Here is a 24094-nt window from a genome sequence, read left to right on the forward strand (position 1 = left end):
GCTCACCGGGACCGCGACGAGGGGCGCCCGTCTCGCGCGGGGGAGGGCTCAGCGCTGGTAGACCCCGACGAGGGTGCCGCGCGCGAGTTCGCCCCCGCCCAGGGCGCGGTCGAGGTCGTCCACGGTGGAGTCCTCACCGAGCCGCAGCGGGTGGTCGGAGGCGTGCACGCGGAAGAAGTAGCGGTGCGGGTCGTCCCCGGCGGGCGGCAGCGGTCCGCCCCACCCCGGTTCGCCGAAGTCGTTGCGGGACTCCACGGCGCCGTCGGGCAGCCGACCGGGCTCCAGCCCCGATTCGCCGGGGCGCAGCCCGGTCAGCAGCCAGTGCACGAAGGTGCCGGTCGGCGCGTCGGGGTCGACGCACACCACGGCGAGCTCCACCGTCCCGTCCGGCACGCCGTCCCACTCCAGCTCGGGGGAGACGCCCTCGCCGTCCCCGCTGCACCACCGGGGCATCAGGTCGTGGTCCTGGAAGCTGCTGCTGCGCAACCGGATGCCGCCGCCCTCGGCGTCGTGCTGCCGGCCCTTCGCGCCGGGCCGCCCGGACGGGCGCTCGCCGAACGGTCCGGCCGCGCGGTCGTCGGCCGGGCGCATCGGCGGGTTCTGCTGGTGCAGGTCGTAGTCGGCCTTCTCCTTGGCGCGCTGGTCCGGCATGCCTTCCTGGCGTTCGTAGCCGGTGCGCCGGTGGGCCCGCTTGATCTCGTACTTGTGGCTTCCTGGCCTGGGCATGGTTCTCCCCTCCCGATCCGTGCCCAGGGGCTTGCCGGGCCGACGGGGGTGCGAAACCTCCGCCGTCCGGGTGAGCGTGATCACCTCTCCGCGAGTGGGCGCCCGGCCTTGGTAGCGCTTCGAGGTGGCGCTTCCGCCGATCGTGGAAGCGCCACCGTCTCGATCAGGCGATCGTGATTCGATACGCTGCGGCGCGTACGCGGAGGGCGATGCCGTCCGCGCAGTGTTCAGCTCGGCCGTCGCCGGTGCCCACCGCGCCGCGGCGGGAATGGAGACGTGATGCCCAACGCGGTCTGGCTGGCCGTGGTCCTCAGCCTCATCGCCCTGGTCGTCGTGCTCGGGGTGCTGCTGCAGCGCTCCCGGCGGGCCCTGGACCAGGAACGGGAGTTCACCGACCAGCTCCAGCGGCAGTGCGACGCGGCCGAGCAGCGGCTCGCCGCCGCGGCCCGGTCGCCGCGTGCCGAGGATCTCGTCGAGGTCCGGGAGCAGGCCGTCCACGCCGTGCGCGAAGCGCTCAACGGCGCCATGAACGAACTCCTCGCGCTCGGCAACACCGCTGCTCAGCGCATCCACGACATGATCGGCGAGCACTCCGATCCGCGCGTGCTGCGCGATCTCATGCCGGTCGACCACTCGATCGCCCAGATGTCCCGCCGGGTGCAGAACCTGCTGGCGCTGGCCGGGTCCTGGCCGGGCCAGCAGCGGCGCACCGAGCGGCTCGTGGACATCGTGCAGGGCGCGCAGTCGCGGGTGCACGACTACCAGCGGGTGAAGGTGCTCGTCTCCGACCACGACGTCTCGGTGCAGGCCCGCGCGGTCGAGGGCCTGAAGATGGCGATCACCGAGGTGCTGGACAACGCCACCAAGTTCTCCCCGCCGCAGGCCGCGGTGGAGGTCCTCTTCGAGCGCAACCACCACGGCCTGTCGGTGGAGGTCCTCGACGGCGGGATCAAGATGCCCTCCGACCGGCTCGACTGGGCCCGCCGGGTGCTGGTCGCCGAGCAGGACCCCGAGCTGACCGACCTGGGCAACCCGCCGTGCCTCGGGCTGGCGGTGTGCGCGCAGCAGTCCCGCCGCCACGGCTTCGAGGTCGCGCTGGACAGCGGCTCGCCGCACGGCGGGATGCGCGCGACCGTCTTCGTGCCGAACGAACTGCTCACCCATCCCGAGCCGGACGACCCGCCCGCCGGGACCTCGGCGCGCCCCGAGCCCGCCGAGGAGCGCCCCGCCGAGGCCTCGGTCCGCACCGCCAGCGGTCTGCCCAAGCGCGACCGCCGCCGCCCACCGACCTCGCGCACCGGGGAGATCCTCCCCGCGCCCGGGACGGGCACCGGCGAAGACCCGGCGGTGACCCAGGCCCGGCACGATCAGTTCGTCGCCATCACGCAGAACCGGGAGTGAACAGCACATGAGCACCGTGGACAGCGCCTGGATCACCGACCGCCTGCGCGAGGTGCCCGGCGTGCTCACCGCCTTCGTCGTCTCCGACGACGGGCTGCTCGCCGAGGAGGCTCCGGGCCTCTCGCGCGACGCCGCCGACCCGTGGGCCGCGGCGGCCTCCGGGATCAACGCCGCGGCCCAGCAGATGGTGCAGTGCAGCGGCGGATCCCTCTCCACGCGCACCCGCACCATCATCGACGACGGCCACAGCAGTCACCAGATCGTGCAGCGCGCCGGGGAGCACACCACGATCGTGGTGCACGTCAGCTACACCGCGGACATGGGCATCGTGAGCACGACCCTGGAGGGCATCGTGCAACGCCTCGGCAGCGCCCTGGGCACCGGACAGCGCTCGACATGAGCCCGGCGCACCCCCGCCGCGACCTCGTCCGCAGTTACGTGGTGACCGCGGGGCGGGCGCGGCCCGACGACCCGGGGCTGGACCCGGCGACGCTGGTGCGGGCCGAGGTCCGGCAGCCGCCGCGCGGGCTCGGCCCGCAGCAGCACCGCGTCGTCGAGGTGTGCTGCGGCGGGACGCTGGCGGTCGCCGAGGTCGCCGCGCACGCGGGGCTGCCGGTGACGGTGGCCGCCGTGGTGATCGGTGATCTGGTCGCCGACGGCTGGCTGTCGGTGCGCGCGGCGGCACCGCAGGGGCCCAGCGCGGCCGTGCTGGAGGAGGTGCTGCGTGGTCTCCGCGACCTCGACACCGCGGGCTGATCCCGCGCTGCCCGCCACCGTGACCCGGTCGGCGAAGCTGGTGGTCGCCGGACCCCTCGGCGTCGGCAAGACCACCTTCATCGGCAGCATCTCGGAGATCCCGCCGCTGCGGACCGAGGAGCCGATGACCCGGGCCGGTGAGGCCGTGGACGACCTCACCCTCACCCCGGACAAGCGGGAGACGACCGTGGCGATGGACTTCGGCCGGCTCCGGCTGAGCTCCAGCCTCGTGCTCTACCTGTTCGGCGCGCCCGGCCAGCAGCGGTTCCACTACCTGTGGCCGACGCTGACCACCGGGGCGATCGGGGCGCTGCTGATGGTCGACACCCGGCGCCTCGACCTCGCCTTCGACACCCTCACCCGGCTGGAGGACGACGGGCTGAAGTTCTGCGTCGCGGTCAACCGCTTCCCGGATTCCCCGCAGGTGCCCGACGAGGAGGTGCGGGAGGCGCTGGACCTGCCCGCCGAGGTCCCGCTGGTGACCTGCGACGCGCGTCGGCCGGAGGACTGCCGCCGCGCCCTCATCACGCTCGTCCAGCACGTCCACTCGGAGCTCACGTGACGACATCGCAGCCCCCCGGCCCCGCCGTACCGCTCTACGGCACCGACTTCGCGGCGGACCCGCAGCGCACCTACGCGATGCTGCGCGCCCGGGGCCCGGTGGCGTTGGTGGAGCTGGCGCCCGGGGTGACCGCCACCCTCGTCACCGACTACGCCACGGCGCTGAAGATCCTGCACTCGCCGCAGGACTTCGCCAAGGATTCGCGGACCTGGCAGGAGAGCGCGCCGCCGGACGCCGCCGTGCTGCCGATGATGTCCTGGCGGCCGAACACCCTGTTCGCCGACGGCGGCGACCACGCCCGGCTGCGCCCGCCGGTGACCGACAGCCTGCGCCGCACCGATCCGGCGGCGCTGCGCCGCTTCGTGCACGACACCGCGAGCGGGCTGATCGACGCCGTCGCCGACCGCGGCCACGCCGACCTCATCGCCGACTACGCGGCGCCGCTGCCGCTCCAGGTGCTGCACCTGATGTTCGGCTGCACGCCCGGGCTGTCGGCGCGGATGGCCGCGGCGATGCGCGCGCTCTGGGACGGCAGCGATCCGGTCCGGGCCAACGAGGAGCTGGAGGACTGCGTCCGCGACCTGATCGCCGCCAAGCGGGCCGATCCCGGCGACGACGTCACCACCCGGTTGCTCCAGCACCCGCACGGGCTCACCGACGACGAGCTGCTGCACCAGCTCGTGGTGATGATGGGTGCGGGCGTGGAGCCGGTGGCGGGCTGGATCGGCAACGCCCTGTGGCTGCTGCTGACCGAAACCTGCTTCGCCGAGAACCTGGTCAACGGCGGCGTCGCCATCGCCGACGCGCTCGACGACGTGCTCTGGCGACACCCGCCGCTGGCCAACTACGCCATCACCTACCCGGTGCGGCCGGTGCGCCTCGGCGGGACCACCCTGGCCGCGCACGAACCGGTGGTGATCAGCATCGCCGCCGCCAACACCGACCCGGCCGTGGTCGGCCCCGACGGTCACGTGCCCACCGGCAACCGCGCGCACCTCGCCTTCGGCGCGGGGCCGCACGGTTGTCCCGCCCACGACCCCGCCCGCCTGATCGCCACCGTGGCGATCGAGGCGCTGCTCGACGCCCTGCCCGGACTCCGGGCCGCCCCGGACGTGCACCTGCACTGGCGGCCCGGACCGTTCCACCGCGCGTTGTCCGCGCTGCCCGTGGTCTTCCCCGCACGCACCCAACGCACCACCGGAGGAACACCATGCCCGCACCACGCGACGAGCACCTAGCCCTCGATCCGACCGCCCTCGACCCGACCGGACGCCACCTGCAGGCCCAGGCCCGCGAGTGGCGCACCACCGCGGCGGCGGTCCGCGCGGACCTGCCCGGCGGCATCCCGGCGTGGGTCGTCACCCGCCATGCCGACCTGCGGGCGCTGCTGACCGATCCCCACGTGTCCAAGGACCCGCGGCGGCACTGGTCGAAGTGGGGGACCGGGGAAATCCCACCGGACTGGACGCTGCTCCAGTGGGTCGGGGTCGACAACATGTTCACCGCCTACGGCGACGCGCACCGGCGGCTGCGCGGCGTGCTGTCGCAGGCGTTCACCGCCCGCCGGGTCGAAGCCCTGCGGCCCCGGGTGGCGGCCATCACCGGCGAACTGCTGGACGCGTTGGCCGCCCGTCCCGGTGACGAGCCGGTGGACCTGCGCGCGACGTTCACCTACCCGCTGCCGATCCGGGTGATCTCGGAGCTGTTCGGCGTACCCGAGGGCACCGAGGCGGAGCTGCGCGACATCGTCGACGCGGTGTTCCGCACCACCAGCGCGGACGAGGCGGTGGCGGTCGCCGGGCGGATGGAGGCCTTCCTGCGCGAACTCCTGGCCCGCAAGCGCGCCGAACCCGCCGAGGACCTGACCACCACCCTGCTCACCGCCGAGGCGGATCCGCCGCTGTCGGAGCGGGAACTGGCCGACACGCTGATCCTGCTGCTGGGCGCCGGGCACGAGACCACGGTGAACCTGCTCGGCCACGCCGTCACCGCGCTGTTGGCCCACCCCGACCAGCTCGCCCTGCTGCGCGGTGGCGAGGTCGGCTGGGACCGGGCGATCGAGGAGGCGCTGCGCTGGCAGCCCCCGCTGGCCAACCTCCCGCTGCGGTTCGCGGTGCAGGACCTGGTGCTGTCCGATGGCACCACCATCCCGCGAGGTGAGGCGATCCTCGCCGGGTACGCGGGCGCCAACCGCGACCCCGAGGTCTTCGGCACCGACGCCGACCGGTTCGACCTCACCCGGGACGACCAGGACCAGCACCTCGCCTTCGGGCATGGCGTGCACTTCTGCCTCGGTGCCCCGCTGGCCCGGCTGGAGGCGGGCATCGCGCTGCCCGCGCTGTTCGACCGCTTCCCGGACCTCGCGCTGGCCGCCCACCCGGACCACCTGCTCCCGCTGGAGTCTTTCATCGGCAACGGTTTCCAGTCCCTCCCGGTGCGCCTCGGGAGCGTCACGGCGGGTTAGCGGCGCGGCGCCGCCGGGCACCCCGAGGACGCGAAACGTCACGGCAACGGGGTGGTGTTGATGAAGGAGCACGAGATCGTTTCCGCCGTCGAGAAGACGACCGGGTTGGGCGACCCCGCGCACACCGAGCAGGCGGTCCGGGCGACGGTGCGGGTGCTCGGGGAACGCCTGGCGGGCGGGGAGACCCGGCACCTGGCCTCGCAACTTCCCGAGCCGCTGGCCCGGGAGCTGCCGCCGCAGGGTGAGGGCGAGCGCTTCGGGATGGACGAGTTCTACCGCAGGGTGGCCCGCGAGGAGGGCGAGGGCTGCACCGCCAGCCAGGCCCGCCAGCACTCCCGCGCGGTGATGACCGCGCTGCGCGGCAGCCTCACGGGGCACGAGTTCGACGACCTCGCCACGCAGCTCCCGAAGGAGTACGACGACCTGCTCTCCCTCGGCCCGGTGCACTGACGGCCCGGTGCACTGGCGGCCCTGGCCGTGGCGGCGGGGCTCAGCTCGCCGCCGCGGGTGGGCCGGGGTGGAAGGTGCTCCGGTAGGCGCTCGGGGAGGTGCCGAGCACGGCGCGCAGGTGCTGGCGCATCGAGGCGGCGGTGCCGAACCCGGCGTCCACGGCCACCTGGTCGATGGGCAGGTCGGTCTCCTCCAGGAGCTGCCGGGCCCGTTCGACGCGCTGCCGGGTGAGCCACCGCAGCGGCGACAGCCCCATCTCGTCCCGGAACCGCCGGGTGAAGGTGCGCACGCTCATCGACTCCCGCGCCGCCAAGGCGCGCAAGGTCAGCTCCTCGTCGAGGTGCTCCAGCGCCCAGGCGCGGGCGCGGGCGGTGGAGGAGCGCTGCGGTTCGGGCACCGCCTGCCGGATGAACTGCGCCTGCCCGCCGTCGCGGTGGGCGGGCACCACGGCCCGGCGCGCGACGTCGTTGGCCACCGCCGCGCCGTGGTCGGTGCGGATCAGGTGCAGGCACAGGTCGATCCCGGACGCCTCGCCCGCTGAGGTCAGCACGGTGCCCTCGTCGACGTAGAGCACGTCGGGGTCGAGCGCGACGGACGGGAACAGGCGCTCGAACCGCGCGGCGGCGTTCCAGTGCGTGGTGGCCCGCTTGCCGTCGAGCAGGCCCGCGCCCGCGAGCACGAAGGCGCCGGTGCAGATCGACGCGATCCGGGCGTGCGCGGGCACCCGGGCCAGCGCGGCGGCCATCGGCTCGGTGAGCACGCCCTCCGGGGTCGGGTCGTAGTCCTCGTCGGAGGCGGGCACGAAGACGGTGTCGGCTTCGGCGAGGGCGTCCGGGCCGTGCTCGACGTGCAGCGTGAAGTCCGCGGTCGTGCGCACCGGTCCGGGCGGGGCGGCGCAGGTCAGGACCTCGTACAGCGGGCTGCCGTCGCGGTCGGTGGCCAGCGCGAACAGCTGGTGGACCAGTCCCAGCTCCATCGGCAGGACGCCGTGGCGGACCAGGACCGCGATGCGGTGCCGGCGCGGGTGGTGGAAGGCCGTCATGGCCCGATCCTTGCACATGTTGGCCGTCGGGCCACTCGTTCGACGCGGATCGGCGCCCCACGATGGTCGGCATGACCGAGACGAGGAGCCCGGACCGGGCGGTGCGGCCCCGCGCCGGGAGGCACCGCGCGTGGTGGATCGCGGCGACCACCGGGCTGGTCATCCTGGTGACCGGCTGGTCGACCGGGATGCCCGACGTGCTGACCGACCCGCTGCGGCGCGAGTTCGGCTGGTCCACCGGCGCGATCTCCTTCGCCTTCGCGGTGAACATCGTGCTCTACGGCGTGACCGCGCCGTTCGCGGCGGCGCTGATGGGCCGGTTCGGCATCCGCCGGGTGGTGGTCGCGGCGCTGGTCGTCATGGTCGCGGGCGCCGCGCTGACCACCGCGGTGGGCGAGTCGTGGCACCTGGTGCTCACCTGGGGGCTGCTGGTGGGCCTGGGCACCGGTGCGATGGCGTTGACGTTCGCCGCGACGGTGGCGAACCGGTGGTTCGTCGCGCGGCACGGACTGGTCAGCGGCGTGCTCACCTCGGCGAGCATGTTCGGCGGGATGGTGCTGATGCCGGTGCTGGCCGCGATCGTCCACCGCTTCGAGTGGCGCGCCGGGGTGCTCGCGGTGGGGCTGGCCGCCGCCGCGCTGGTGCCGCTGGTCTGGTGGGTGCTGCGCGAACACCCCGGCGAAGTCGGCCTGAAGGCCTACGGCGCGGCGGAGTTCACCCCCGCGCCGCCCCGGACCACGGGCGCGGCGGGCCACGCTGTCGGCCTGCTGGGCACCGCCGCCAGGACCCGGCCGTTCTGGTTGCTGGCGGGCACCTTCGCGGTGTGCGGGGCGTCCACCAACGGGATCATGATGACGCACTTCGTCCCGGCGGCGAGCCAGCACGGGATGCCCACGACCGTGTCGGCGACGCTCCTGGCGGTGGTGGGCGTGTTCAACACCGTCGGCGCCGCCGCGTCGGGATGGCTGGTCGAGCGCATCGACCCGCGATGGCTGCTCGGGGCGTACTACCTCGTGCGCGGGGTCTCGCTGGTGCTGCTGCCGCTGTTCCTGGGGCCGACCGTGCAGCCGCCGATGATCGTGTTCGTGGTGGTGTACGGCCTGCTCGACCTCGCCACGGTGCCGCCGACCATCCTGCTGTGCCGCGAGTTCTTCGGCGGCGACGACGGCGCGGTGGTGTTCGGCTGGGTGAGCGCGGCGCACGCCCTCGGCGCCGGTGCCGCGGCCTTCGCCGGCGGCACCACCCGGGCGCTGCTCGGCTCGTACGCGGCGGTCTGGATCGGTGCCGGGCTGCTCTGCGCCGCCGCCGCATTGCTGTCGCTGCGGATCCGCCGCGCGGCCGACGTGACGTGATCAGTCCGAAGTGGACCAGAAAGGGAGGTCGATGATGTCCGGGATCTGGACGTGGTTGCTGGTGGAGGCCGGAACGGCGTGGGTGCTGGCGCTGCTCGCCGCGCGGTGGGTGCGGCGCGGAGCGCCCCCGGCGCGATGATCGTGCGGTACGGTGGGTGCGCGGTCGCCGGGTCCTCTGTTCCGTCCGGAGGTGCCGATCGGCGCACCGCGCTCCTCGTGCGTGCGGCAGGGCGGTCTCGTGGAGGGACCGATGCCCGAGGTACCGCGCGCGCTGCGCCTGGTCTTCTTCCTCAACGGTGCGGTGCTGTCGAGCTGGGCGCCGCGCATCCCGGCGGTCAAGGCGGACCTCGCGCTGTCCGACCTGGCGCTGGGCGCGGCGCTGCTGGGCGTGGCCGCCGGTTCGGTGCCGACGCTGCTGCTCACCGGTCGGCTGCTGCGGTCCGTCCCGGCGCACCTGCTGTGCCGGGCTTCGGCGCTGGTGTTCGCGGCCGGGCTGCCGCTGATCGCGGCGGCGGGGGACGTCGTCGGGCTGGCGGTGGTGCTGGTGCTGCTCGGTGCGGCGAGCGGGATGCTGGACGTGGCGATGAACGCGGCGGCGGTCGAGTTCGAACGGCGGCACCGCGTCGTCGCGCTGCCCGGGCTGCACGCCGCCTACAGCCTCGGCGTGCTCGGCGGTGCGGGGACGGGCGCCGCGGTCGCCGGGACGCTCCCCGTGGCCGCGCACCTGCTCCTGGTTGCCGCGGTGCTGCTGGGGGCGCTCGCGGTCGCGTGGCGCCGGCTGCCCGAGCACGCCCCCGGTCCCGCAGGTGGTCCTGAGCGGGGCGGGGTCGAGGGCGGTGCTCATCCGGGGTGGCGGCTGATCGGTGTCGCGCTGTGCGCGTTGCTGCTCGAAGGGCTGCTCACCGACTGGTCGGCCGTCCTGCTCGCCGAGGAGTTCGGCGCCCCCGCGTCGCTGGCCGGGTTCGGCGTGGTGGTGTTCAGCGGTGCCATGGCGGTGTCGCGGGGCCTCGTCGGCCGGGTCGTCCGGCGCGCCGGTCCGGTGGTGGTGGCGCGGTGGGCGGCCGGGGCACTCCTGGTGGCGGTGCCGATCGGGGTGGCGCAGCCCTCGCCGGTGGTCCTCGTGGGCGCCCTCGCGCTGGCCGGGGTGGGGTGCGGGCCGCTGTTCCCGCTGGCCCTGAGCGCGGCGGGAGCGCGCGGGGCGGTCGGCGGTGCCGCGGCGACCGTGACCGCCTGGGGCTACCTCGCCCACCTCGGTGGTCCGCCGCTGACCGGATTCGCCGCCGAACACCTCGGCCTGCGGGCCGCGGTGCTGGTGGTCGGCGGTCTCGCCGCGGTCGCGCTGCTCGTGCTGGTGCCGGCGGGCGGTGCGCGGCCCGGGTGACGGGGCGGGCGGGACGGCGGCGCGTCCGGCACCATCCCGGCACGGCGGTTTCGCGGGGTGTCGGAGGGGGAGTGGTGTCGGTGCGCGGTGCGGCGGCGCTGATCGGTGCGGGGGTGCTGGCCTCGGTCGGGGCGTGCGGAGGCGGTGGGCAGGCCGAGGTCCCGGTGCCGGACCTGCAGGCGCCGGAGCACTTCTACGAGGGCGAATACCTGGGCGAGCGGGTCGTGGTCTCCGACGCGAAGGTGGTCCGGGTGCACGGTCCCGAACGCTTCGAACTGGTCGCTGCCGAGGCTCCCGGCACCCGGGTGACGGTGCTGGCCGCGCGTCCGGTCGAGCTGGTCGAGGGCGAGGTGGTGCGCGTCGAGGGCACCTCCGGGCAGGTGCGGCAGTGGTCCCCGTCGCAGCGGCTGCCGCACGTGCAGCACGAGCTCTACGCCAAGCGCCAGACCAAGACCTACCTCTACGACGCCCTCGTGTTCCCGCGGAGTTAGGGCCGCTTTCGCCATAGACCTGCGTGGCGGTGCGGGCGGCGGAACCTCAGCGGCCTTCTCGCTCCGGGCGCCCTTGCCCATGCACGGCACCAGGGCGTCCTCGCGAGAAGACCGCTGAGCGGTCACGTCCGAGCGCGGGCCGCGGCACCGGTTGACGGCCGCACCCGCATGCGGCTCCGCCGCATGCTGAAAGGTCCCCTCAGGCGTGGTCGCCCGCCGCGGCGGCGCAGCGGCGGGCCAGGTGCGCGAAGGCGGCCTTGAGCTCGGCCGGTCCGACGACCTCGAGGTCGGCATCGAACCGGCCCAGCGCGGCGGCCAGGGCCGACCACGACCACGAGCCCAGGACCAGGCGGCAGCGGTCCGGGCCGAGTTCCTCGACGATTCCGTCGCCGGCGTGGCGGGACACCTCCTCGGCGGGCAGGTCGAGGATCACCTCGCCGCGGCAGGGCCAGCCGCCGGAGCCGTCGGCGCCCCGGAACCGGGCGGCGACGAACGCGGCCACGTCACCGCCGGGCACCGCCCGCGGGGTGAAGCGGGGTCCGGTGGGGGTGCGCGGGGTGATCCGGTCGGCGCGGAAGGTGCGCCAGTCGTCGCGGTCGAGGTCCCAGCCGACCAGGTACCAGCGCCCGCCCCAGGTGACGAGGTGGTGCGGTTCGACCCGGCGCACCGGGAGCACCTCGTCCCCGCCCCACGGCGGTGGGTCGTGGTCGAAGCGCAGCACCTCGCGCGCGTGGACGGCGTTGCTCAGCGCCACCAGGACGCCGCTGTCGACGTGCGGCGGGACCGCGGACCGCTCGACGGCGGTGACCTGGACGGTGTCGATGCGGCGGCGCAACCGCGCGGGCATCACCTGCCGGACGGTGTGCAACGCGCGGGCCGCGGCCTCGTCGATCCCGGCGCCCGCGGTGGTGGCGATCCGCAGCGCGATGGCCAGGGCGACGGCCTGCTCGTCGTCGAACAGCAGCGGCGGCAGCTCGGCACCCGCGTCGAGCCGGTAGCCGCCGTCGGGCCCCCTGGTGGCCGCGATCGGATAGCCGAGTTCGCGCAGGCGGTCGACATCGCGGCGGACGGTGCGGGGGCTGACCTCCAGCCGCTCGGCCAACGTCCGGCCCGGCCAGTCCCGGCGCGCCTGGAGGAGCGAGAGCAGGGACAGCAGCCGCGCTGAGGTTTTCGGCATGGTCGCCATGCTGCACCGGGAAGCGGACACTCCCCGGCCGCTTCGGTTGCCATCGTTGGCGTCGTGCCGGACAACGACGACCCGAAGGGCCGCATCGAGATGACCACTGCCACCACGACCACCGACGGCGAGCGGACCGACCTGATCGCCGCGCTCGCGGCCGCGCGCGCCGCCCTCACCAGCACCGTGCGCGGACTCGCCGACGAGCAGCTCGGCGAGACCCCGACGGTCAGCGCCCTGTGCCTGGGCGGGCTGATCAAGCACGTGGCGTCGATGGAGGAAAGCTGGCTGCGCTTCGCGGTGGAGGGCCCGTCGGCGATGCGCCACGACCTGCCCGCGGGCGTCACCTGGGCCGACCTCGCGGCGGGGACCGCCCGGGTGGTCCCGGAGTGGATGATCGAGCACCAGGACGACTTCCGGATGCTGCCCGGTGAGACGCTGGCCGGGATCCTCGCGCGCTACGAACAGGTCGCCGCCCGCAGCGAGGACGTCATCGCCACCGCCGACCTGTCGGTGACCCATCCCCTGCCCGACGTGCCCTGGCACGAGCCGGGAGCGGTGCGCAGCGTGCGCGGGGTGCTGACCCACGTCATCGCCGAGACCGCCCAGCACGCCGGGCACGCCGACATCCTGCGCGAGGCGATCGACGGGCAGCGGTCGTCCTGACCGGGGCCGGGCACCGACCGGGAGGGAGCATCGTGACGACATCTGAGCACCATCCGGACCAGCCGGCGCGGGCGGTGGTCCGATGACCGTGCTGGACGCCCGGGCGCTCAACCGCGCGACGCTGGCCCGCCAGCTGCTCCTCGACCGCGCCGAACTGCCGGTCCACGACGCCGTCGGGCACCTGTGCGGCCTGCAGGCGCAGGAACCGCAGGAACCGTTCGTCGGGCTGTGGTCGCGGCTGCGCGGATTCGACCCGGCGGTGCTCTCGGACCTGCTGGTCCGGCGCGGCGTGGTGCGGACCCACCTGATGCGCCGCACCGTCCACCTTCTCACCGCCGCCGACGTCCTGGCGTGGCGGGCCCGCCACGGCGCCATGCTGCGCCAGCGGGTGCTCGGAACCTACCGCCGGGAGCTCGCCGGGGTGGACCTCGACGAGCTCGCGGCGGCGGGGCGGGCGGTGCTGGCCGACGGCGAACCCCGCACGATGTCCGGGCTCGCGCGGGAGCTCACCGGGCGCTGGCCGGAGCCGGGGCCGCGGGCGCTGGGCGAGCTGCTGATCGCCGCCCTCCTGCCCGTCGTCCAACTGCCACCGCGCGGCCTGTGGGGCGCCACGGGGGCGGCGCGCTACGCGTTGGTCTCGGCGTGGCTGGGGCGCGAGATCGATCCGCCGTCCCCGGACGGCTCCGATCCGGTCGGGCGGGCGCTGGTCCGCCGCTACCTGGCCGCCTTCGGCCCCGCCGCCACGGCCGACGTGCGCGCCTGGTGCGGTCTGGCCGGACTGCCCGCCGCGGTGTCGGCGATGCGCGAGGAGCTCGTCACCTTCCGCGACGAGCGGGGCAGGCGGCTGCTCGACCTGCCCGACGCGCCGCGGCCCGATCCCGGCACGCCCGCCCCGGTGCGGTACCTCCCGGCGTTCGACAACGCGGTCCTCGGCTACCACGACCGCGGCCGGATCATCGACGACGCCCACCGCGGCCTGTCGGTCGCCGGTGCGCGCGTCGTCCTGGTCGACGGCCGGGTCGCCGCGACCTGGGCGGTCGAGGGCGGGACCGTGGTCGTCGGCCCGCTGCGCCGCTTCTCCCGGGCCGAGCGCACCGCCGTCGCCGAGGAGGGGCGGGAGTTGGCGTCGCTGCTCTCCGGCGACCGCCCTCGCGTGCGGATCGCCGCGTCGCGCTGAGTCTCAGGGCAGCGAGGAGCAGTCGGGAGGTGTCGGCGTCGGCGGGTGGGGTGCGTCGAGCGGTGCGTGGTAGGTCTCCAGCGGCGTCCCGTTCGGCGGCAGCGGGCACTCCGGCCGGGGCGCGAGGGCGTGGTCGGTGGTGACCTCCAGGCGCACCGCCCCGGCCCGGGCGAAGCGGAACTCCACCGGGTAGGTCATCCCCGGCCGCAGCGGGGCCCGCAGGTCGCGCAGCCGGATCTCGATCAGCGCGGCATCGGCGCCCGCGGGTTGGTTCGGGTAGGCGGTGTGCACCGTCCCCTCCGGAGGCAGCGCGGTGTCGCCGCGCACGACGACCTCCGGGGCCAGCGGGGTGCGCACCGCCACCAGCCGGTCCGGCGTGGCGCCCCCGTTGACCACCGTGGCGAGCACCGGCACGTCCGCGCCGGTGCGGTAGCCCGAGGTGCGGTGGGCGAACATCACCTCACGCACCGCGATCGGGCCGACGTCGCCCTCGGCGCCGGTGCTGACCCGCAGCAGGTCCGGCGGGAGCTGCCGGTGGCCGCAGCCGCAGAGCACCGCGAGCAGCACCAGCGATGCCGCCCGCCGAAGCCCCGAGTTCGCCATGTCCGCTGTCTACCCCTGCTCCCCGCGCCCCGCACCCCGACGCGGCGGCTCGTCCTCGGGACGCACCACGATGCGCGAGCCGATCCGGGCGCCGCCGTAGTCCATCGGCTTCGGGCGCCCCGCGTGGTCGGTGCCGCCGGGAGGTTGCCGCAGTTCCGCGTGGACGCCGTCCGGCCCGGCGCGCAGCAGCCCGGTCCGGAGCCCGCGTTCGAGCACGTCCCGGTCCTCGCGCTGGAGCCCCCGGCAGATCAGGACGGTGGCCAGGTAGGCCAGCGGTGGCAGCACGAGCACCCCGATCCGCCCGGCCCACACGAGGCGTTCCACCGGGACGGAAAGGCCCACGGCGAGCACGTCGTCGGCGCCGGAGCCCAGCAGCACCAGGTAGAACGACAGCGCCATCGCGCCGAGCCCGGTGCGCACCGGGTTGTCCCGCGGTCGTTGCAGCACGTGGTGGCGTCCGCGGTCCCCGGTCAGCAGCCGCTCCAGCAGCGGGTGGGCCGCCGCGAGCGCGAACAGCGCTCCGGGCAGCGCCACCCCGGGCCAGAACGGGGCGCTCACGGTGTACGGGCCGAGGTGCAGGTCCCACGGCGGGAAGATCCGCAGCGCCCCGATGAGGAAGCCGATGTACCAGTCCGGCTGCACCCCCGTGGAGCCGTCGATCGGCGTGTAGGGCCCCACAGGAACACCGGGTTGATCTGGAACAGCGCGCCGAGCAGCGCCAGCACGGCGACCACGGCCAGCCCGTTGGCGGCGGTGCGCACCAGGAACCCGGGCGCCGCGCGGTCGCCGACCACCGTGGACCCGGTCGCCCCCGGGCCCGGGAAGTGGGTGTGCTTCTGGTACCAGACCAGCAGCAGGTGCACGCCGACGAGCGCGCACAGCAGGCCGGGCAGCACGAACACGTGCCCGACGAAGAACCGGGAGATCCACAGCTCCCCCTCGAACTCGCCGCCGAAGACCAGCCAGTGCAGCCAGGTGCCGACGACCGGGATCGACAGCACCAGGCCGGAGGCGATCCGCACCCCGACGCCGGAGAGCAGGTCGTCGAGCATGGAGTAGCCGAGGTAGCCCTCCAGCATGGACAGTGCCAGCAGCGCGATGCCGGTCAGCCAGGTCAGCTCGCGGGGCTTGCGGAACGCCCCGGTGAAGAAGTTCCGGCACATGTGCACCACGATCGAGGCGACGAAGACGTGCGCGGCCCAGTGGTGGATCTGCCGGACGAACAACCCGCCGCGCACCTCGAACGACAGGTTCAGGGCCGATTCGTAGGCCCGGGACACGTGCAGCCCGCGCAGGTTGTCGTAGGCCCCCTGGTAGACGACCTCGGTGGTGTCGGGCACGAAGAACAGGGACAGGTAGGTGCCGGTCACCAGCAGCACCACGAACGAGTACAGGGCGAGTTCGCCCCACAGGAAGGAGTGGTGCTTGGGGAACACGTGCGAGGATTCCGAGCGCACCAGCCCGGCCAGCTGGAAGCGCTCGTCGACGCCGCGCCCGATCCGGCGGCCGAGCGCGCGGGTCAGCGGTCCCGGGCGGCTCACCGCGACCACCCGCCCGGGCTGCCACCCGCCTGGCTGCGGCGTGCGCTCACGTCTCCTCCTGCGGGCCGAGGGCCTGCTCCTCGCGGCACATCCACCGCCAGGTGATGACCACCGCGATCGCCCCCATCGGCAGCATCCCGGCGATCATCGCCAAGCCGCCGGCCAGCCGCCCGGCGGCGACCAGCCACACCCCGGCGAGGTCGAGCAGCGGCAGCGCGGTGTAGAGGTAGAGCGTCCGGCCCGGATCGCTGAGCCGGTGGCGCGTCCCGAGCACCGGTGCCCAGAACAGCAGCGCGCCGACGACGAGCAGCGCGTGCGCGACCGCACCGCCGTGGTGGTGCTCCGACCGCACCGCCACCGCCGCGTGCAGCACGACGAACAGCGGCAGCGCGCACCAGCCCGGGACCGTCCACGCCTCCGCGGCCGGGAGCAGGCGGAGCAGCGCGGCGCAGCCCGCCGGGCACAGCGCGGACACCACCAGGCCCATCAGCGCCATGTGCCAGATCTCGTGGTTCACCGGCGCCTCCCGGGGACCAGGCGGGCCACCGCCCGCCGCAGCAGCCCGGTGCGGCGCGGGGCGGGCGCGGGCGTCGGAGGGGGACCGTGCCCGGGGTGGTCCTCGGGCACCGGGACGGACTGGCCGAGTCCGGTGCCGTCGTGGACGAAGCGGCGGCCGGGCGCGGGCTCGGCGCCGTCCAGCGCGGCCGGCCACGGCCCGGTCCCCCGGGACACCCGCCGGTCCCCGGCGGTGACCACCGCGAGCAGCAGCGGGTACGCGGCGAAGGGCGTGATCCACCAGCCGTAGGCCACGCCGAGCAGCGCGACCGCGAGGCCGAGGGCGGCGAACGCGGCCGACCAGCCCCGCCGCGGCTGCCGCAGCCGGACGCCGCCCGCGCCGCGGCGGATCGCCGTCGCGGCCACCAACCCGTAGCAGGCGACCAGCGCGCTCGCGCCGGTGAACAGCACCACCGGCAGCGGCCGCAGCGGTTGGTCGAAGGCGAGCAGGCCCAGCGCCAGCCCCAGGTTCGCCACGGCCCACCCGACGACGAGCAGCAGCTCCGACCTCATCCGCCGCCCTCCGCCTCGGCCCGCTCCCGCCGGTCCAGCAGCGGTGCGTAGCTGGTCACCGGCGGCACCGGGTGGTGGGCGTCGAAGTTGTAGCGGGGCGGTGGCGAGCTGGTGGCCCACTCCAGGGTGTGCGCCCGCCACGGGTCGGGCGGCGCATCCCTCGGCCGGGTCAGGGCCGAGGCGGCGTTGATCGCGAACACCAGGGCACCGACGGCCAGCAGCCACGCGCCGATCGTGGACAGCAGGTTCTCCGCGCCGAAGCCGTCCTGCGGCAGGTAGGTGGGGACGCGCCGGGGCATCCCCTCCAGGCCCACCCAGAACATCGGCAGGAAGGTCAGGTTGGTGCCGACGATCCAGATCCAGAAGTGCGCGTGGCCGAGCCCGGTGCCGAGCATCCGGCCGCTGACCTTCGGGAACCAGAAGTAGACGCCCGCGAACAGGCCGAACAGGCTGCCCGCCGCCAGCGTGTAATGCCAGTGCGCGACCACGAAATAGCTGTCCTGCATCTGGTAGTCCAGCACCGGGGTGCCGAGCATGATCCCGGTGAGCCCGCCGACGAGGAACTGCGGGATGAACGCCAGCGCGAACAGCATCGGCACCGGGAAGCGCAACCGGCCGCCCACCACCGTCGCCAGCATCCCGAAGTACTCGATGCCCGCCGGGACCAGCAGCAGCGTCGAGGTCAGCGAGTAGTAGTTGTTCGCGCTCTGCCCGGTGGTGAACATGTGGTGGCCCCACACGCTCATCGACAGCGCCGAGAACAGCAGCAGCGACAACGCGGTCAGCCGGTAGCCGAAGAACCGGCGCCCGGCGAAGGTGGCCAGCACCTCGGCGACCGCGCCCAGGAACGGGAAGAACATCACGTAGACGACGGGGTGGCCGAAGAACCAGAACACGTGCTGGTAGCCGATGTTCCAGATGTTGTCGGTGAACAGGTCGGGCTGGAAGCGGCCGAGCGCCAGGATCGCCACGGCCAGGAGCAGCGGCGGGAACGCCCCGATCACCATCAGGTTCGTCGCCACGGTCGCCCAGCTGAACACCGGCATCCGCAGCATGCTCATCCCCGGGGCGCGCTTGGCCAGCACCGACCACAGCACGGTGCAGGCCATGATCAGCATTCCCGCCCCGGCCAGCGCGACGCCGACGATCCACAGGTCGACGCCGTGACCGGGCGTGTAGCGGCTGGTCGCCAGCGGTGTGTAGGAGTACCACCCGTGGTCGGCGGCGCCGGTCCCGGTGGCGAAGCCGGACAGCATGGTCACCGAGCCGGCGGCGTAGAGCCAGTAGGCGAACAGCGTGGCGCGCGGTGCGGCGACGTTCGGCGCGCCGAGCTGCAACGGCACCAGGTAGAGCCCGCTGCCGACCGCCAGCGGGGTGAGCACGAGGTAGATCATCATCGACCCGTGCATGGTGAACATCTGGTTGTACTGGTCCTGGCCGACGATCCGGAGTTCCGGACCGGCGAGCTGGGTGCGCATCACGGTGGCCAGCGCACCGGCGACCAGCATGAGCACCAGCGCCGTGCCCATCGTGAGCACGCCGAGGCGCTTGTGGTCGGTCGTCGCCAGCCAGTCGGCGATCGAACCGCCGCGGGCGGGTAGCGCGCCCGCGGCGGGACGTTCGGGCGACCGCGTCATACCGCGGTGCCGCCGCCGGCCAGGTAGTCCTGGTACTCCTCGGGGGAGACGACCTCGACCCAGAAGTCCATCGTGACGTGGTGGGTGCCGCAGTACTCCGAGCACCGGCCCTTCCAGCGGCCCTGCTCGGGGAAGGTCATCCGGAGCTCGTTGACCTGCCCGGGGTTCGCGTCGCGCTTGACCGCGAAGTCCGGCAGCCAGAACGAGTGGATCACGTCGTGGGAGGTCAGCGCGAACTCGACCGGGCGGCCCGCGGGCACCACGACGGTGGGCATCTCGCCGCCCCGGCATTCGCCGGTGACCTGGATCGGCGCGCTGGTGTAGCGGAAGTCCCAGCACCAGCGGTAGGCGGTGACGTCGATCCGCTCCGCCGGGACGGCCTCGGCGGTGTTGCCCTCGCCGTCGTGCACCCGGGCGTTGGCGCCGAACCCGACGATCACGAGCACGGCGGCCACCGCGGCGAGCACGGCCGCGTAGCCGAGTTCGAGCCGGACGTTCTGCGAGACCCGGAACAGCGGGCGCCGGCGCCGCCCGGCGCGGTTGAACACCACGGCCCAGCCGAGGACCACCACGACGAGGGCGAAGACCACCCCGGCGATCCAGGACCAGGTGTGCAGGATCTCGTGGAAGACCTCGTTGAAGCGCATGCGTTCCTCCCTCGGCGTCGCCACGCGCCTGCGAGGTGTTCGCCTGCGGTATCGGTCACCACCGGAGGTGACGGGCCGTCCGGGGCGCGGTCCACCGCCAGCGTCGGGGCGCGAGCCGGTGGCGGCAACACGGCGCCGGTCCGCCCCGCGGCGGGGAAACAGCAGGTCGGCCGTCCGCCGTGGACTCCGGTGCCGTGCGCGGGCCACCGGATCGTGCGATCAGCGCTCCGATGTGGATTGCGGCCTCGGGGCTCCGGGCGCAGCATGGCGGCGCGTTCCGCGTGCGGCGGATCAGCGCAGCGACGGGAGGCGGCGTGGTGGTCGATCCGGGCCCTTCGAGCCGACCGCGTCGGCGACGCCGGCGGTGCGCGATGGTGCTCGGCCTGCTGCTCGGGCTGCTCACCACCGGAACCGCCTACGCGGTGCTGGTCCCCGCGCCGCAGCGGGTTTCCGCCGAGGCTCCGCTGATCGAACGGGGCGAGGAGCTGTACCGGCGTTCCTGCCTGACCTGCCACGGCAGCGCGTTGCAGGGCGTCCCGGACCGGGGGCCGAGCCTGATCGGGGTGGGGGAGGCGGCCACCTACTTCCAGGTGTCCACCGGGCGGATGCCGCTGGCGCGCAGCACCGCCCAGGCCGAGCGCAAGCCTCCGCCGCCGGAGTTCGACCCGGGCACCGAGGAGGGGCGGCGCAACCTCGCGGCCCTCGGCGCCTACGTGCAGGCCCACGGCGGTGGCCCGCGGCGGCCGGAGGGCAGCGGTGCCGCGCTCGTCGGCACCGACACCGCGCGCGGCGGCAAGCTGTTCCGGTCGAACTGCTCGCAGTGCCACAACTTCACCGGACGCGGCGGGGTGCTCGCCGCGGGCAAGTTCGCGCCGAACCTGCACGACGCCACGCCCGAACAGCTCTACACCGCGATGCTCACCGGACCGCAGGCGATGCCGGTGTTCAGCGACCGCGAGCTCTCCCCGGGCGAGAAGGCCGACATCATCGCCTACGTGCTGGAGGTCCGCGGGCAGCACAACGCGCCGGGCGGGTTCAACCTCGGCGAGTGGGGCCCGACCACCGAGGGGTTCGTCGTCTTCCTCCTCGGGGTGCCGGCGCTGATCGGGGTGGCGCTGTGGCTGGGGGCCCGGGCGTGAGGCGGCTGTTCCGGCGCGGTCGCCGTCGCCGGGAGGCGGAGCGGGCCGACCTGCTCCGGCGGGGATCGGCGGCCGACGGCGTCTCCGTGGTGGTCAAGGAGCGCACCGGCGGCCCGCGCGCGGAGCGGATCGTGGCGCTGTGGTTCGCGCTGGCCGCGGTGTTCGCGGTGCTGTTCGTGGCGGCCTACGTGCTCTGGCCGCACGAGTACCGGCGCCCCGCCGAGCACGGCCACCTGCTCTACCTGCTCTACACCCCGGTCATCGGCACCGCGTTCGGCTGCGCCTTCCTGTGCCTGGCCGTCGGGGTCGGCCTGCACAGCAAGCGCGTCATGCCGCAGGAGCTCGCGGTCCAGCGGCGCCAGGACGGGCCGTCGGAGGACTTCGCGCGCCGCAGCGCGGCGGCCCGGCTCACCGAGATCGCCGAGGACGCCGGGGCGGGGCGCCCGCTGCTGCGCCGGGCGCTGCTGGGCGCGGGGGCGTTCGTCGCCGCCGCCACCGCGGTGCTCGGCGTCGGCGGATTCGTCCGCGACCCGTGGACCGGTCGGCGCAACGCGGCGCTGTGGATCACCGGCTGGCACCCGGTCTCCGACGAGAAGGTCTACCTGCGCGTCCACACCGGAGTGCTCGGCCGGATCGTGCTGGTGCGCCCCGAGGACCTCGAACCGGGCACGCTCCTGACGGTGGTGCCGTTCCGGGAGTCCGAGCGCGGTCACGAGGAACTGCTGCTGGCCGCCGAGCGCGCCTCCGACGGCCCGGTGATGCTGATCCGGTTGCGCCCGGGCACCGCCGTGCGCAAGCGGCCGGGCCAGGAGGAGTTCAACCACGGCGACTTCTACGCGTTCTCGAAGATCTGCACCCACCTCGGCTGCCCGGCTTCGCAGTACGACGTGCAGAACAACATCGCGCTGTGCCCGTGCCACCAGTCGCAGTTCCTCATCACCGAGTCGGCCAAGCCGGTGTTCGGCCCGGCCACCCGCTCGCTGCCCCAACTGCCGATCACCGTCGACGAGGACGGTTACTTCATCGCGCGCGGTGACTTCCGCGAACCGGTCGGGCCGGGGTTCTGGGAGGTGCGGCTGGACCGGTAGCGCCACCCGAAGGGCTGATGCCTGCGGTGCGGCGCCGACGGGTGCAGTACACACGGGGTGCCATGCGACGCAGGGGAGGGATTGTGCTCGACGGGAGGACGCGCGCGGTGGAGCCGCCCGCGGTCGGAGCGCGGGGCAGGTTCGGGCCGCCGCTGGCGGCGTGCCTGCTCGTCGTGGTGGTGCTGCTGCTGCCGTTGCGGGCCGATCCGTGGTTCTACTTCTACGACGACGCCGCCGTGCAGATCCTGCCGACCTGGCGGCGGCTCGGGGAGCAGGTGCTGGCCGGGGGCTGGCCGCCGCTGCTCGACGTCGACGCCTGGATGGGCGGCAACATCGCCGCCGAGGCGCTCTACGGCGTGTGGAACCCGCTCTACCCGCTGGTCTGGATCACCGCCGCGCTGGTGCCCGACCTGGCGGTGGCCGGGATGGTGATCCGGGCGGCGGCGCTGGTGGTGCTGACCCTCGGGATCTACGCGCTGTGCCGGGAGTACGGGGCGCGGCGGTCGATGTCGGCGGCGCTGGGCGCGGCGCTGCCCTTCGCCGGTTCGCTGTTCTACTTCGACGTGGTGCTCTGGCCCGCCGCGCTGCTGGCGTTCGCGTGGCTGCCGCACCTGTGGTGGGCGGCGCGGAAGGCGGGCCGGGGGCGGATCAACCCGATGTGGACGTTCCTGTTCGGCGGGTTGATCGTGACCGCGGGCAATCCCTACGGCATGCTCGCGGTCTGCCTGGTGCTGCTCGGCGTGCTGGTGGAGACCGCGCTGCGCGGGCGGTGGCGGTCGGTGCGCGACCTGGTGCTGGTGTCGCTGGGGATCGGGGCGCTGGTGCCGCTGGTGTACCTGCCGCTGGTGCTGAGCTCGTCGGTCACCTGGCGCTCGGAGACCTCGTTCGGCAACACCGGGGTGATGGCGCCGTCGCCGTTCGACCTGCCCGCGCTGAGCCTGCCGCACCACGTGCCCGACGTGGAGGGGCTCGGCGGCGCCCCGCTGGCCGTCCCGGCGGTGTACTTCTGCTGGTTCGCGCTACCGCTGGCCGCCTGGCTGGACTGGGGCGCGCTGCGCGGGCGGTGGCGATCGCTGAGCGCCTGCGCGGTGGTCGCGGGCGGGTTCCTGCTGCTGGCGATCGGGCCGTCGGAGATGTGGATGTTCCGGTGGCCGATCCGGGTGCTGCACTACGGCTACCTGGGGCTCGCGGTGATCCTCGCCGTGCTGCTGTCCCGGGGGCTGCGCCGGGACCGGCCGGTGCTGCGGGTGGGGGCACGGTCGCCCTGCTGCTGGCGGCGGCGGGGATGTCCGGTGCACTGGAGCCCGACCGGTTCCGGAGCAACGCCTTCGGGCTGCTGGTGGTCGTGGTGCTGACCGCGCTGGCCCTCGGGGTGTTCTTCGTCGGCGGCATCCGGTGGCTGGCGACCGTGCTGGCCCTGGGCACCGCGCTGGTCGTCGCGGTGCAGGCGCCCGCGTTCGTGACCTCGCCCGGGTTCGCCACGGCGGGCCTGCCGTCGTCGGTGCCGGAGCTGCGCGAGCGGTTCGCCGAGCGCTACCCGGGCGTGGTGTTCCAGGTCGCCGACCTCGACAGCACCGAGCAGCCCGGGGTGTGGCAGGACATGCTGCCCGGCGGCATGTACCCGGCGGCCGGGGTGACCAGCATCAACGCCTACACCGGCATCGGTTACGCGCCGTTCTCCGACCTGCTGTGCCTGAACTACACCAGCACCTCGTGCGCCGACGCCGTGCCGCGGTTGTGGCGGGCGCCGGAGGGCACCGACGTGCCGCTGGCCGACCTGCTGCGGCTGGACACCGTCGTGGTGCAGCGCAGCGTCCTGGACGCACCGCGGGTGCCCGCGGGCTGGCGGGTCGAGCGCGGCGAGCAGGTCACCGTGCTGCGCCGGGACTTCACCTCGCCGTGGCCGGCGGGCACGCTGGCCGCCGCCTCCCCCGGGGTGCGGGTGGTCTCGGACGTGGCCGGCGGCGATCGCGCCGAGCGGCTGCGGTTCGAGCGGGCCACGGCGGACGAGCCCGCGACGCTGGTGTTCAGCCGCCTGGCGTGGCCCGGTTACCGGGCGGAGCTCGACGGCGCGGTGGTCCCGGCCCGCTCCGGTCCCGGCGGGCTGCTCGAGGTGGAGCTGCCGCCGGGCACCCGGGCGGGCGAGCTGCGGCTGACCTTCACCCCGCCGGGCATGAACAAGGGCTTGGCCGCCGCGGCGCTCGGGGTGGTGCTGGCCGGTGCGGTGGGCGTGGCGCACGCCCGGCGCGGACGGCGCGACGACTCCCGGGGCGCGCCCGGGGCCACCAGCACCGCGCCCACCGCCCCGCAGCCGTAGGACGCGGCACCGCGGTCACCGCGGGGTGCGTGCGGTAGGCCCCGCCGTCCTCGGTGTGCGCGCCTCGCGGCGGCCCGGGCCTTCCCGCGGGAAGATCCGGGCCGCCGCTTCGTGCTCACCAGTTCATGCGCCAGAGGCTGTCCCAGTTGCGGCCCCCGAACCCGAGGGTCTCGGCCGAGAAGTCGCCGACCTCGGTCAGCTCCGGCGGGGTGTAGGTCGTCTCGTGCATGGTGCTGCCTCCTCCTGGAACGCGGTGGCACCCCTGGTCGCGGGGCGCCGCCCTGGGTCATCGGCTGAGTCCTGGAGCGACCTGACCGCCCCTGACGCGGCACCACTCGTGTCCCGCAGCGCGATCACCCGGTCCGCTTCGGCGGGCGGCGCAGGTTCCCCGCCGCCATTGCTGCTCCAT

27 protein-coding genes are annotated in these 24094 nt (G+C 74.5%); 16 read left to right on the forward strand and 11 right to left on the reverse strand.

The features are described from left to right. Window positions 1-48: 48 nt before the first annotated feature. A complete protein-coding gene (locus ACQP0T_RS12075) occupies window positions 49-726 on the reverse strand; it encodes a YbhB/YbcL family Raf kinase inhibitor-like protein (RefSeq protein ID WP_433873035.1) in 678 nt (225 codons plus the stop codon). A gap of 279 nt (window positions 727-1005) precedes the next feature. Between ACQP0T_RS12075 and ACQP0T_RS12080 the strand changes: the two genes are divergently transcribed. From ACQP0T_RS12080 to ACQP0T_RS12110, 7 genes are read left to right on the forward strand one after another with little or no spacing between them, the layout of a single operon-like run. Further along, complete coding sequence (locus ACQP0T_RS12080) at window positions 1006-2127, forward strand: ATP-binding protein (RefSeq protein WP_433873037.1); 1122 nt, start codon at window positions 1006-1008, stop codon at window positions 2125-2127. A 7-nt stretch (window positions 2128-2134) separates the two neighbouring features. Beyond that, a complete protein-coding gene (locus tag ACQP0T_RS12085) occupies window positions 2135-2527 on the forward strand; it encodes a roadblock/LC7 domain-containing protein (RefSeq protein ID WP_433873039.1) in 393 nt (130 codons plus the stop codon). Then, window positions 2524-2883, forward strand: a complete 360-nt coding sequence (locus ACQP0T_RS12090; RefSeq protein WP_345364039.1) for a DUF742 domain-containing protein — start codon at window positions 2524-2526, stop codon at window positions 2881-2883. Before ACQP0T_RS12085 ends, ACQP0T_RS12090 begins: the two co-directional genes overlap by 4 nt. Beyond that, window positions 2852-3445 (forward strand): GTP-binding protein, encoded by a 594-nt coding sequence (locus tag ACQP0T_RS12095; RefSeq protein WP_433873041.1) that lies wholly within the window; start codon window positions 2852-2854, stop codon window positions 3443-3445. The genes ACQP0T_RS12090 and ACQP0T_RS12095 overlap by 32 nt, the downstream gene beginning before the upstream one ends. Further along, window positions 3442-4683: a cytochrome P450 gene (locus tag ACQP0T_RS12100; RefSeq protein ID WP_433873043.1), complete on the forward strand. Its 1242-nt coding sequence runs from the start codon at window positions 3442-3444 to the stop codon at window positions 4681-4683. The genes ACQP0T_RS12095 and ACQP0T_RS12100 overlap by 4 nt, the downstream gene beginning before the upstream one ends. Then, window positions 4656-5909 carry a cytochrome P450 family protein gene (locus ACQP0T_RS12105; protein WP_433873045.1) on the forward strand — a complete coding sequence of 418 codons (1254 nt, stop codon included), beginning with the start codon at window positions 4656-4658 and terminating at the stop codon, window positions 5907-5909. Before ACQP0T_RS12100 ends, ACQP0T_RS12105 begins: the two co-directional genes overlap by 28 nt. Window positions 5910-5969: 60 nt before the next feature. Next, on the forward strand, window positions 5970-6359 hold the full coding sequence (locus tag ACQP0T_RS12110; protein ID WP_345364047.1) for a DUF2267 domain-containing protein: 390 nt from the start codon (window positions 5970-5972) through the stop codon (window positions 6357-6359). A 40-nt stretch (window positions 6360-6399) separates the two neighbouring features. Here the strand turns inward: ACQP0T_RS12110 and ACQP0T_RS12115 are convergent, their stop codons facing one another. After that, a complete protein-coding gene (locus ACQP0T_RS12115) occupies window positions 6400-7401 on the reverse strand; it encodes a GlxA family transcriptional regulator (RefSeq protein ID WP_433873048.1) in 1002 nt (333 codons plus the stop codon). Between the two features lie 71 nt (window positions 7402-7472). On the opposite strand from ACQP0T_RS12115, the gene ACQP0T_RS12120 reads away from it, so the two are divergent. From ACQP0T_RS12120 to ACQP0T_RS12130, 3 genes are all read left to right on the forward strand, one after another. Further along, entirely contained in the window at window positions 7473-8753 is a 1281-nt protein-coding gene (locus ACQP0T_RS12120) for an MFS transporter (protein ID WP_433873050.1), read from the forward strand. Window positions 8754-9003: 250 nt separating this feature from the next. After that, entirely contained in the window at window positions 9004-10134 is a 1131-nt protein-coding gene (locus ACQP0T_RS12125) for an MFS transporter (RefSeq protein ID WP_433873052.1), read from the forward strand. Between the two features lie 74 nt (window positions 10135-10208). Next, window positions 10209-10625, forward strand: a complete 417-nt coding sequence (locus tag ACQP0T_RS12130; protein WP_433873053.1) for a hypothetical protein — start codon at window positions 10209-10211, stop codon at window positions 10623-10625. A gap of 199 nt (window positions 10626-10824) precedes the next feature. Here the strand turns inward: ACQP0T_RS12130 and ACQP0T_RS12135 are convergent, their stop codons facing one another. Further along, on the reverse strand, window positions 10825-11802 hold the full coding sequence (locus tag ACQP0T_RS12135) for a helix-turn-helix transcriptional regulator (protein WP_433873055.1): 978 nt from the start codon (window positions 11800-11802) through the stop codon (window positions 10825-10827). Between the two features lie 99 nt (window positions 11803-11901). On the opposite strand from ACQP0T_RS12135, the gene ACQP0T_RS12140 reads away from it, so the two are divergent. Together ACQP0T_RS12140 and ACQP0T_RS12145 are read left to right on the forward strand one after the other, a co-directional pair. Further along, window positions 11902-12468 (forward strand): DinB family protein, encoded by a 567-nt coding sequence (locus ACQP0T_RS12140; protein ID WP_433873691.1) that lies wholly within the window; start codon window positions 11902-11904, stop codon window positions 12466-12468. Window positions 12469-12550: 82 nt separating this feature from the next. Next, a complete protein-coding gene (locus ACQP0T_RS12145) occupies window positions 12551-13645 on the forward strand; it encodes a winged helix DNA-binding domain-containing protein (RefSeq protein WP_433873056.1) in 1095 nt (364 codons plus the stop codon). Window positions 13646-13648: 3 nt separating this feature from the next. On the opposite strand, the gene ACQP0T_RS12150 is transcribed toward ACQP0T_RS12145, so the two are convergent. Genes ACQP0T_RS12150 through ACQP0T_RS12180 form a run of 7 tightly spaced genes read right to left on the reverse strand, consistent with a single transcriptional unit; the run spans window position 13649 to window position 19141 of the window. Beyond that, window positions 13649-14248 (reverse strand): hypothetical protein, encoded by a 600-nt coding sequence (locus tag ACQP0T_RS12150; protein WP_433873057.1) that lies wholly within the window; start codon window positions 14246-14248, stop codon window positions 13649-13651. Window positions 14249-14257: 9 nt separating this feature from the next. Further along, the gene (locus ACQP0T_RS12155) at window positions 14258-14890 is read right to left on the reverse strand and encodes a hypothetical protein (RefSeq protein WP_433873058.1); all 633 of its coding nucleotides are present in this window, start codon (window positions 14888-14890) and stop codon (window positions 14258-14260) included. Further along, window positions 14803-15789, reverse strand: a complete 987-nt coding sequence (locus ACQP0T_RS12160) for a cytochrome b (protein WP_433873060.1) — start codon at window positions 15787-15789, stop codon at window positions 14803-14805. The genes ACQP0T_RS12155 and ACQP0T_RS12160 overlap by 88 nt, the downstream gene beginning before the upstream one ends. Before the next feature lie 46 nt (window positions 15790-15835). Then, entirely contained in the window at window positions 15836-16306 is a 471-nt protein-coding gene (locus ACQP0T_RS12165) for a hypothetical protein (protein ID WP_433873062.1), read from the reverse strand. Beyond that, the gene (locus tag ACQP0T_RS12170; RefSeq protein ID WP_433873064.1) at window positions 16303-16857 is read right to left on the reverse strand and encodes a hypothetical protein; all 555 of its coding nucleotides are present in this window, start codon (window positions 16855-16857) and stop codon (window positions 16303-16305) included. Before ACQP0T_RS12170 ends, ACQP0T_RS12165 begins: the two co-directional genes overlap by 4 nt. Continuing rightward, window positions 16854-18494, reverse strand: coding sequence for a cytochrome c oxidase subunit I (locus ACQP0T_RS12175; protein ID WP_433873066.1), 1641 nt, complete (start codon window positions 18492-18494; stop codon window positions 16854-16856). Before ACQP0T_RS12175 ends, ACQP0T_RS12170 begins: the two co-directional genes overlap by 4 nt. Then, entirely contained in the window at window positions 18491-19141 is a 651-nt protein-coding gene (locus ACQP0T_RS12180) for a cytochrome c oxidase subunit II (protein WP_433873068.1), read from the reverse strand. Before ACQP0T_RS12180 ends, ACQP0T_RS12175 begins: the two co-directional genes overlap by 4 nt. Before the next feature lie 314 nt (window positions 19142-19455). Here ACQP0T_RS12180 and qcrC point away from each other — a divergent pair, with 314 nt between their 5' ends. From qcrC to ACQP0T_RS12200, 4 genes are all read left to right on the forward strand, one after another. After that, window positions 19456-20280, forward strand: coding sequence for a cytochrome bc1 complex diheme cytochrome c subunit (gene qcrC, locus ACQP0T_RS12185; protein ID WP_433873070.1), 825 nt, complete (start codon window positions 19456-19458; stop codon window positions 20278-20280). Continuing rightward, entirely contained in the window at window positions 20277-21368 is a 1092-nt protein-coding gene (gene qcrA / locus ACQP0T_RS12190; protein WP_433873072.1) for a cytochrome bc1 complex Rieske iron-sulfur subunit, read from the forward strand. The genes qcrC and qcrA overlap by 4 nt, the downstream gene beginning before the upstream one ends. A 107-nt stretch (window positions 21369-21475) precedes the next feature. Beyond that, complete coding sequence (locus ACQP0T_RS12195; RefSeq protein WP_433873073.1) at window positions 21476-22723, forward strand: hypothetical protein; 1248 nt, start codon at window positions 21476-21478, stop codon at window positions 22721-22723. Further along, window positions 22654-23685: a hypothetical protein gene (locus ACQP0T_RS12200; RefSeq protein ID WP_433873075.1), complete on the forward strand. Its 1032-nt coding sequence runs from the start codon at window positions 22654-22656 to the stop codon at window positions 23683-23685. The genes ACQP0T_RS12195 and ACQP0T_RS12200 overlap by 70 nt, the downstream gene beginning before the upstream one ends. A 115-nt stretch (window positions 23686-23800) precedes the next feature. Here the strand turns inward: ACQP0T_RS12200 and ACQP0T_RS12205 are convergent, their stop codons facing one another. After that, a complete protein-coding gene (locus tag ACQP0T_RS12205) occupies window positions 23801-23914 on the reverse strand; it encodes a lasso RiPP family leader peptide-containing protein (protein ID WP_433873077.1) in 114 nt (37 codons plus the stop codon). Window positions 23915-24094 lie beyond the last annotated feature (180 nt).

This window comes from Saccharopolyspora sp. CA-218241 (genome assembly GCF_050954615.1).
Classification (GTDB): Bacteria; Actinomycetota; Actinomycetes; order Mycobacteriales; family Pseudonocardiaceae; genus Saccharopolyspora; species Saccharopolyspora cebuensis.